Origin of the sequence: Dyella sp., from assembly GCF_035508675.1 — a bacterium.
In the GTDB taxonomy this organism is placed as follows: domain Bacteria; phylum Pseudomonadota; class Gammaproteobacteria; order Xanthomonadales; family Rhodanobacteraceae; genus Dyella_B.
Genome location: NZ_DATJMN010000321.1, coordinates 1 through 9,022, shown reverse-complemented (window position 1 = coordinate 9,022; position 9,022 = coordinate 1). Strand labels below are relative to the sequence as shown.

General features: G+C 60.4%; 7 protein-coding genes. 2 read left to right on the top strand and 5 right to left on the bottom strand.

All coding sequences use genetic code 11. The features are described from left to right. The first annotated feature begins 13 nt into the window (after positions 1-13). Both VMA74_RS17155 and VMA74_RS17150 read left to right on the top strand, forming a co-directional pair. Positions 14-1,153 (top strand): OmpA family protein, encoded by a 1,140-nt coding sequence (locus tag VMA74_RS17155; RefSeq protein ID WP_325369155.1) that lies wholly within the window; start codon positions 14-16, stop codon positions 1,151-1,153. Positions 1,154-1,219: 66 nt separating this feature from the next. Beyond that, positions 1,220-2,083 (top strand): pseudouridine synthase, encoded by an 864-nt coding sequence (locus VMA74_RS17150; RefSeq protein WP_325369153.1) that lies wholly within the window; start codon positions 1,220-1,222, stop codon positions 2,081-2,083. Positions 2,084-2,216: 133 nt separating this feature from the next. Here the strand turns inward: VMA74_RS17150 and kbl are convergent, their stop codons facing one another. From kbl to VMA74_RS17125, 5 genes are all read right to left on the bottom strand, one after another. After that, positions 2,217-3,413 (bottom strand): glycine C-acetyltransferase, encoded by a 1,197-nt coding sequence (gene kbl / locus VMA74_RS17145; protein ID WP_325369152.1) that lies wholly within the window; start codon positions 3,411-3,413, stop codon positions 2,217-2,219. 168 nt (positions 3,414-3,581) lie between these two features. Next, entirely contained in the window at positions 3,582-5,315 is a 1,734-nt protein-coding gene (locus VMA74_RS17140) for a GGDEF domain-containing protein (protein WP_325369151.1), read from the bottom strand. A 71-nt stretch (positions 5,316-5,386) separates the two neighbouring features. Further along, positions 5,387-5,680, bottom strand: a complete 294-nt coding sequence (locus tag VMA74_RS17135; protein WP_325369150.1) for a hypothetical protein — start codon at positions 5,678-5,680, stop codon at positions 5,387-5,389. 64 nt (positions 5,681-5,744) lie between these two features. Next, positions 5,745-6,572: an SAM-dependent methyltransferase gene (locus tag VMA74_RS17130; protein WP_325369149.1), complete on the bottom strand. Its 828-nt coding sequence runs from the start codon at positions 6,570-6,572 to the stop codon at positions 5,745-5,747. 275 nt (positions 6,573-6,847) lie between these two features. Further along, the coding region (locus VMA74_RS17125) for a DUF748 domain-containing protein (protein WP_325369148.1) at positions 6,848-9,022 on the bottom strand (2,175 nt) is incomplete at its 5' end.

The window sequence follows — 9,022 nt, the reverse complement described above, 5'->3', positions numbered from 1 at the left end:
GAGGAGACACCTGATGAAACGTAAGGGCCTGTATTTTCTGATCGCTCTTGCCCTGGGCGGCGTAGGTGCCGTTCACGCGCAGGACACCACGGCTGCCAGCAGCACGGGCAGCAGCACGGCGCCGGCATGGCCGAACGGATTTGACGACCGCTGGTACGTCGCACCGACGGTAGGCGGCTACTACAACGACACCGACCGCAACACGCGCAGCCGTCAGGTTTACTACGGATTGTCGGTGGGCAAGTTCATCAGCCCGAACGTGGCGGTGGAACTGTTCATGGACCGCACCAAGCGCCACGGCGATTCGGCGGTGTTTGGTCAGGGCAACACCTGGTCGAACAACAACTACGGTGTGTCGGCGCGCTACTTCTTCGGTGATGCGAACGCGTGGCGTCCGTACCTGCTGGGCGGTGTGATGGGCAGCTACCACCACAACCCGCTGAGCCGCGACTGGGCTCCGGCCGCCGAAGGCGGCGTGGGTGTATCGAAGTCGATCACCGATAGCGCGGACTTCCGCGTGGAAGCCGGCTACCGCTACGACTGGGACGACAAGACCCAGCCGGCGAAGAACGGTTATGGCGACTGGTTCCTGGGCTTCAGCCTGGTGGCCAAGATCGGCAACGTGCCGGCTCCGGCCGCCCAGCCGGCCCCGCCGCCGCCGCCGGCCGCTCCGGACTGCTCCAAGCAGTTCCGCAATGGTGTGAACCTGTGCGACAACAAGTGCCCGGATCTGCCGGAAGGCACGATCGTTGGCCCGGATGGCTGCCCGCAGAAGGTGGTGATCGACCTGAAGGGCGTGAACTTCAAGTTCGACCGTCCGAAGAAGGGCGAGACCAACATCGAACCGACCCTGGCCGTGCCGAGCAGCGATTCGCTGGCGATCCTGGACCAGGCGGTGGATACGCTCAAGCGCTATCCGCAGGTGAAGGTGATGGTGGCCGGTTACACGGACAGCATCGGCAAGCCGGCCTACAACCAGGCGTTGTCGGAGCGTCGTGCGAAGATCGTGTACGACTACCTGACCGCGCATGGTATCGACCCGAGCCGTCTGGAAGGTCCGGTGGGTCACGGCATGAACGATCCGATCGACACCAACAAGACGGACGCGGGTCGCGCTCGCAACCGTCGTACGGAGCTGCAGGTTCAGCAGTAATCGAACCTCGGCAAGCCATACGGAAAAGCCCGGCAATCGCCGGGCTTTTCTTTTATCGTCGACACCATGACCGCTTCCCGATCACGCCATGCTGCCGCAGCGCCTGCGGCCCCGCGCCATGGACTTGCGCGCGTACTTAGCAAGCTGGGCGTGTGCTCACGCAGCCAGGCGGAAAAAGCTGTGCGTGAAGGAAGGGTCACAGTAGATGGCCGCACCATGCGTGATCCGGAGCGTGCCACCGACGCCGAGCGCGAGCGCATTTGCCTGGATGGCGAGACCATTGCTGCGGCCAAGCGCGTCTACATCGCCCTCAACAAGCCGCGCGGCATCGTGGTGAGCGCTGCCGACGAGCGTGGGCGCGATACCGTGTATGGCTTGCTGGCGGGTACAGGCCTGCCGTGGCTGGGGCCAGTAGGCAGGCTCGACAAGGCAAGCGCTGGCTTGCTGCTGCTCAGCAACGACAGCGTGTGGGCGGCGGGACTCACCGACCCACATCATCACGTGGACAAGGTGTACCACGTGCAGATCGACACCATTCCCGATTCACGCGTGCTCGATCGCATGCTGCAAGGCATTGACGATCGTGGTGAGCAACTGGCCGCCAAGCGTGTATCGCTGTTGCGAGCGGGCGAAAAGAACGCCTGGCTTGAAATCGCACTCGATGAGGGGCGCAACCGGCATATCCGCCGTTTACTGGCAGCCCAGGATATCGGCGTATTGCAATTGATCCGCGTGGCTATCGGCAGCCTTGCTCTGGGCGATCTTGCCAAAGGGCAATGGCGTCATCTCACCGCGGAGGAAGTGGCAAGCCTCTCAAACGCATCGGCGCATGCACAAGGCAAGCCTAAAAATGCACATGCTTCCGTACCGCCTGCAACGTCCGCTCGACCGCAGCATGGTGGCGGTTCTGATCCAAGACGGCGCAAATAGTATTTTTTCCGATCACGTCCGGTGCGCCACCGCATAGCTGATGGCGGCCGGTACCAGCAGGAAAGCCCGGATATCCATCCCAACCCACCCCTCCCAGCTACATTGCAGGGAAGGGGGATGAGCCGGCGAAACATCAACCGATCACGCCAAGCGAACGCCCGACCTTGGTAAACGCCGCAATCGCACGATCCAGGTGCTCGCGCGTATGCGCCGCGCTCATCTGCGTGCGGATGCGTGCCTGCCCCTGCGGCACCACCGGATAGAAGAAACCCGTCACGTAGATGCCTTCGTCGAGCAGTGCTGTGGCCATCGCCTGCGCCTTCTTGGCGTCGTATACCATCACCGGCACGATCGGGTGCACACCGGGCTTGATGTCAAAGCCGGCCTTGGTCATCTGCTCGCGGAAGTAGCGGGTGTTTTCCTGCACACGCTCGCGCAAGTCGCCGGCCGAGCCCAGCATGTCGAACACCTTGATCGCGGCGGCGACCACGTGCGGCGGCAGCGAGTTGGAGAACAGATAAGGGCGTGAGCGCTGGCGCAACATCTCGATGATTTCGCCATGTCCCGTCGTAAAGCCACCCAGCGCACCACCAAGTGCCTTGCCCAGCGTGCCGGTGACGATGTCGATCTTGTCCAGCACGCCATGTACCTCCGCCGAGCCGCGGCCGTGGGGGCCAAGAAAACCGGTACAGTGGCATTCATCGATATGCACCAGCGCGTTGTACTTGGCAGCCAGCGCGGTGATCTTGTCCAGCGGGGCAATAAACCCGTCCATCGAAAACGCACCATCGCTGCTGATCAGCTTGGTGCGCGCACCGGCCGCATCGGCAGCCTGCAGCTGCTTTTCCAAATCGGCCATGTCGCAGTTGGCGTAGCGGAAGCGCTTGGCCTTGCACAGGCGAATGCCGTCGATGATGGAGGCGTGATTGAGCGCATCGGAAATGATGGCGTCTTCTTCACCCAGCAAGGGCTCGTACAGACCGCCATTCGCATCGAAGCAGGCGGCGTAGAGAATGGTGTCCTCGGTACCGAAGAAATCGGCAATCTTCTTTTCCAGCTGCTTGTGCAGATCCTGCGTGCCGCAGATGAAGCGCACCGAGGCCATGCCGAAGCCATGCGTGTCGAGCGCCTCCTTGGCGGCCTGGATCACCTCGGGATGGTCGGCCAGTCCCAGATAATTGTTGGCGCAAAAATTCAGCACCTTGCGACCGCCTTCCAGTTCGATCTCGGCGGATTGGGGCGAGGTGATGATGCGTTCGGCCTTGAACAGGCCCTGGTCGCGGATGGAGTGGAGTTCCTGGGCGTAGCGAGTCTGGCCGGGGTAGCTCATGGCGGGCAATCGGGTGGTGGGAAAGCGGGTATTGTGATCCGAGGCAGCGTTCGGGGAAACCGGGTTCAGTCTCCCGGGGAATCCTCGACGCCGAATTGGACTGTTGCTTGCCCGATGCCGCTACATACAACGCTGTGATGTTGAGGTTTCACGCCTCACGCAACGAGGTCATTGACCCGTATGCCCGGCATTGAATACCTTGGCCAAGTCGCCGTGCTCGGCATAGGCGATGACACGATTGCGCCCGATGTGCTTGGCGCGGTACAGCGCCGCATCGGCGTCGCGGCAAAGCCGTTGCAATTCGTAGCCGGACGTCAGGGTGGAGGCCAGGCCAATGCTGGCGGAGAACGTTATCGAGCGTCCGTCGATGTCGACCGGTGTCGCTTCAATGGTTGTGCGGATGCGATCGGCCATGGCAGCGCCTTGTCCGGGGGAGCATTCCACCAACAGGATGCCGAATTCCTCACCGCCAAGCCGGCCGAACAAGTCATTGGCGTGCAATGGCTGCTTGCAGATGGCGACTGTGTGTTTCAGCACCGCATCGCCGATGGCGTGACCGTGCGTATCGTTGATCTGCTTGAAGTAGTCCAGGTCGATGGATAGCAGGCAGGCGGTGCCTTGCTTGCGCGCCAGCAAGCGTAAGCTGCGCTGCGCTTCGCTGATGAAGTGCTGGTGGTTGAGGATGCCGGTAAGCCCGTCGAGACGGGCCTGCTGTTGAAAGTGAAGTTGAGAACGCTTGATGCGGAACAGCCAGAAGATGACGGACGCTAGCAATACCAGAAGCAAGATGATATAGAGTCGGCCGGTCTCGATCGTCTTGGCGGCAAGTGTCTGCTGCAGTCGAAGGATGTTGTTTTGCTTGCTCAGTTTTTCGGTCTCAAGCTTTTGCGCAAGCATCCGCTGCTGGGCTACGTCATATGCTAGCGTCCTGGCGCTGACATCGTTGAGATGACCGAGGTTCTGCGCGACGTAGCGTTCGTAATAGCTTAGTGCAGCTGCCGCGTTACCATCTTTTTTTTCAACGTGGTAGAGCACTTCGTAGGTGTTTCTCAACGCCTCGTTGACATCATCCGGAGAAGCGGCAGCCAGGGCGTTGAGCGCTGCCGCGCGTGCCTGGTCGTCCTTGCCGAGTTTCCAATACCCCTGAGCAAGTTCCACTCGAAGACCCAGCGTGTTGTAATAATTGGGGTTTGAGCGAATGCTTGGGGTAATGCGCTGGAGCAACGCCATCGCCTTTTCCGGCTGCCCTTCATCCAGGTAAAGGCTGCCTTTTGTAAGCAACAGCGAATCAGCAATCACCGGCTCGCCGGCGTTCTGGCAGATCTCGATTCCGTGTTGAAGCTCCGGCGTTGCGGAGGCTAGCTTGTGACTCTCGTGGAACACCTGTATGAGCAAGGCCTGCGGTTTACATGATGTTTCCCCAGCAGGAAGCGTCTGCATCATGTCGCGCGCATAGTTAGCCGCCAGATCGTACTGTCCCGCAGATTTGAGCAACTGTGAGAGGTAGAACAAGACCAGGAAGCGAGTCAGCTTGTCCTGCATTTTCGGCAGATCGGCCACCAGCCCATTGGCGAGCTCAAACGCCTCCGTATAGCGTTTGCTGCTACCCATGTCGTTCATGAGAACGGCAGAGGCCTTGGCCATCAAGATCGAATCACCGGAATGATCGATGATATCCCGCAGCATGATCTCGGCATTGGCGTAATAACCTTCGAAGGAAGCTTGGTACGCGTCCAGGTAGCGCAACTGCCAACGCTCGTGCGCGGACATACTGGGAATTTGCTGGTGCAGTGCTTCCAGGAGTCGTTGAAATTGAGGGTGATTGGATGTACGCAGGCTTTCAGTTTGGGCAAGCAGCGCCGCAATGGGCGGTGCCGGTGTAATAGCGTGCAGTGGCTGCATCAAAGCGCAAAACGCCATGGCCACAAAAATGGGCCATGGCCTGAAGCGGCGCTTACACCGCGACATGCAGCCTATTGATCGCGCGGTGGTTGGTCTTGATCGGGGTGAGGCGGACGAACTGGAGTGTGCTCGTCGTGGTCATGATCCGGCTCTTCCTCGTGTGAGGGGCCGTTCATATCTTGCACTCTCATGGACTTGTGCCCGAGTTCGGCAAACAACCAAGAGCGATCTCCAGACATCACGGCCGTTTTCAAAGCATCCGTGGCGTCCGTCAGTTCCAAGGTTTCCACAAGTTCCTCGGCCGGAGCGCGACGCAGCGCGGCGCTTTTGCCGATCGTTTCCAGCCATTCAATCGTATCTGCCATGTGCTTCCCCTTCCTCGTCAAGTTGACTGCTCTGATGCGTTGATGGAGCGTTTGTTACCACACTTCATGCGAAGCCGATTGCCTTATCCAGTTCCGCCAGCCGTTCGCGCATGGGGAGGTTCGGCCTCAACGGTATGGCCGGGGGCAGTACCACGGTCTCTTGGGGAGCTAGCGTGGTATCGGGTAAATCGCGTAATTTGACGCGCCGGATATGGGAGTTTTCGATCGGCAGCGTCGCCCCATGGTAGATGATCACCTCGTGATCGGGCGGATAATCCTGGCTGAGTCTGTCCACCAGTACTTGTCGATATTCCGGTCCGGTTTCGAGCCGCGTTAGCGACCAGTCACCGACCAGCGAGGCCTGCCATAGCACCACGTAGCCAGCGGGGTTGATGCGGTGCTCGTAGAACAGCAACTGGCTTGCTTCGAAATGCTGACAGCCGAAACGGCCGGGATCAATGCCTAAGTCGGCATAGAGGCAGTCCTCGGCGGAAATACCTGGCTCCATATACGCCTGAAAGCCTTCCGCACGGGCGATCTCGATCGCCTTGTGCGGCGACCAGGCGAAGATGCCGGGGTGGCCATAAAACACAGCGCAGACACGCTTGCCGGCGCGCACCTCGGTTATCAGCAGATCCACCCATTCCCGATAGGTTTTCATCCGTGATTTGCCCTCTCCGTAATAGGGCTGAAGGCTGCGTACATCCTTGTTCATGCGCTGCAACCACAGCTCCACGATGTGGTCGGAAAGGGCCGCAAAGACCACGTCGGCCTGCTCGATATGATCGCGTGCCAATGGCGTGAGATGGGAGCCCAGGGTCATGCCCATGCCGACGCAGGCAAGGCTGCCGCGAGCGGTATTGTTCGATGGCGCTTGCGGAATTGCACTCATGCAGGACCTTCCTTAGTGGTGGAACGGCCGGGCTTGAGTGCCCGGAGACAGGTCAACAGCGCTATCGAAGCAAGGGGCATGCCTTTTCTTGCGGCAAACGTTTACGACGGCTGATGCTGCACATCCGCAGCAACCATGGCCGACTGCGCCTGGGTTTGTGGCGGGCTGGTGGCGTGACGAGTAACGTCCACTTCTGACCCTATGGTGAGACTTGAAGCATTAAACCTTGGGCGTCCTGATGCTGGGATTTCATCCCAGCCAACGCGTCCGCGCGATTACATGTGCAACCCAAAATCATCGCGCGTCGTCTTGCCCTTATCGTCGATCCCCTTCGCATCGAGCTTGGGCGCCAGCACAAACACACGGTTGTCGGCGATCTTGCCATGGAGATATTGACGTACTGCATCGGCGCGGCGCTCAGCCAGGTGGCGGAGCGCATCCGGGTCGACGGTTACGTTGGCTTCCATCATCTTGACCATTTCATTCGGCGGCTGGGACTTGGTCAGGCCGATCAGGTCGTGCGGCTTCTTGAACTTGGCGTGCTTGTAGGCCTTGGTCAGGTATTTGTTGTAGTCGTCGGTGCCGGGTTTCACCGGTGCGGCCGTGGCGGCAGCGGTGCCGATGTCGTCGGCTTCCTCTTTTTGCACCATGTCGTCCACGGTCACGGAGCGCAAACCTTGTTCGTCGACGCTCGGGTCGACACGGCCGGTGATGTCGAGCTTGAGATCGGTTTTCTTGTCGAGCACGTCCACCACGTGCGCGAGCTTGTCCTTTGCCTGCGCATCGAGCACGGCCGAGCCCGGTGCGAATTCCACATAGTCCAGATCCTGGTTGCTGCCACCGCCGCCGATCGAAGCAAGCAGGCGGAACGGCGAGGTGACGGCGCGCTTGAGCAGATTGACAAAAGCCTGCCAGATCACGCCGCCCAGGCTGAATTCCGGATCATTGAGGGAACCGGAAACCGGCACGTGGATATCGATGTTGCCGTTGGAATCCTTCAGCAAGGCCACGGCCAGCTTCACCGGCAAATGGCTGATGCCAGGGCCTTCCATGCGATCGCCGAAGGTGAGCTGGTTGAGCACGATGTGGTTGTCGGCATTGAGCTTGTTTTGATCGAGCTGATAATGCACGTCCATGGTGAGCCGGCCCTTGGTGATCGGGTAGCCGGCATACTTGCCGGAGTAGGGCGTCAGATGCGTGAGCTCCACGTCTTGCGCGGTGGCCTTGATGTCCAGGAACGCCATCGGCGTGAGCGGATTGATGGTGCCTTGGATGTTCACCGGCGAGTTGTCGTCCAGCTCGCCTTGCAGCGTGACATCGGCGGGCGTGCCGCTGGTATCCGTACCGAAAGCGCCAATCTTGCCGGCCAGTTGCGTGATGTTGGCGGTGTAGTTGGGCTTGATGAAGTTGTCGGTGTAGTTGAGATTGCCGCTGGCCAGCGTGATCTGGCCGATATGGATAGCAGTCGGCGGCGAGGTGGACGCGGAAGTGGTCGCGGTGCCGCCACCGGGTGTGCGTGACGATTCCTTCTCGGGTGGCGACGGCACGCCCAGGGCCGGCGCCGGGCCTGCCTGCGCGCGCGTTACGGACACCGGTGCCTGCGCCGGGTTGGATATGACGTCTTGCAGGTTGATCCGGCCGTTGGCGTTGATGATCACGCGCGCATAAAAGTCGCCGAGCGCGATACCGCCGATATCGATGGTCGGCGCGGTGCCGCCCATGCGGAGCTTCATGCCATTGAGCGCCAGCGAGTTCCAGCGCAGAAAATCGTCGCCGGTGACCTTGTCCTGCACGCGTACGCGACTCAACAGCATGCGGCCCCGATAATCCATCAGCGGCTGTGGCTTGTGATCACGGTAACTGATACGCCCATTCGCGCTGAGCAGCGCGCTATCCAGGTTGACGTTCAACGGTACCTGCACGAGCGACGCAAATGGCGCAACGTTCAGTTTGGTCGCCACCACGCGCAGATCCGCGTCCAACGGTTCGGGTTTGAGCTGGCCATCCACCTTGAATTTGCCGTGGCCCATGCCGCCGCTCAGATCGAGCTTGATCGGCTTGTGCATGTCATCGGAGATGCCGTCGATGCCGAATTTGTCGGCATCCACTCTGATGCTTCCCCGCTTGGCGGGCAGGGTGGGATCGGTGAGCGCAAAGCTGCTGCCGTCGATGACCAGGTGCGCCACGCTCCAGTGCCAGGATGGCGAGGCGGCCTGCTTGCCCTTGGCCGGTGGTGATGGCTTGGCCAGATTCACAAGATCGATCTTGCCGTTCTTCAGCCGCCGTGCGTCGATGTCCAGGCCATGCAGCGTGACGTCGCCCAGTTGCGCCGTGCTGCTGCCGAGGTCGAGATGGTTGATGCCGACCGTCAAGGTTTGCCATGCAACCGGTTTGTGTCCATGTTGCTGAAGGGCAAAGTTGTTCATGGCGAGCTTGCTGCCATCCATACT

Coding starts and splice junctions, on each gene's coding strand:
- VMA74_RS17135 (WP_325369150.1), bottom strand. CDS start 5,680: ATGGCAGATACGATTGAATGGCTGGAAACGATCGGCAAAAGCGCCGCG.
- kbl (WP_325369152.1), bottom strand. CDS start 3,413: ATGAGCTACCCCGGCCAGACTCGCTACGCCCAGGAACTCCACTCCATC.
- VMA74_RS17155 (WP_325369155.1), top strand. CDS start 14: ATGAAACGTAAGGGCCTGTATTTTCTGATCGCTCTTGCCCTGGGCGGC.
- VMA74_RS17150 (WP_325369153.1), top strand. CDS start 1,220: ATGACCGCTTCCCGATCACGCCATGCTGCCGCAGCGCCTGCGGCCCCG.
- VMA74_RS17140 (WP_325369151.1), bottom strand. CDS start 5,315: ATGCAGCCACTGCACGCTATTACACCGGCACCGCCCATTGCGGCGCTG.
- VMA74_RS17130 (WP_325369149.1), bottom strand. CDS start 6,572: ATGAGTGCAATTCCGCAAGCGCCATCGAACAATACCGCTCGCGGCAGC.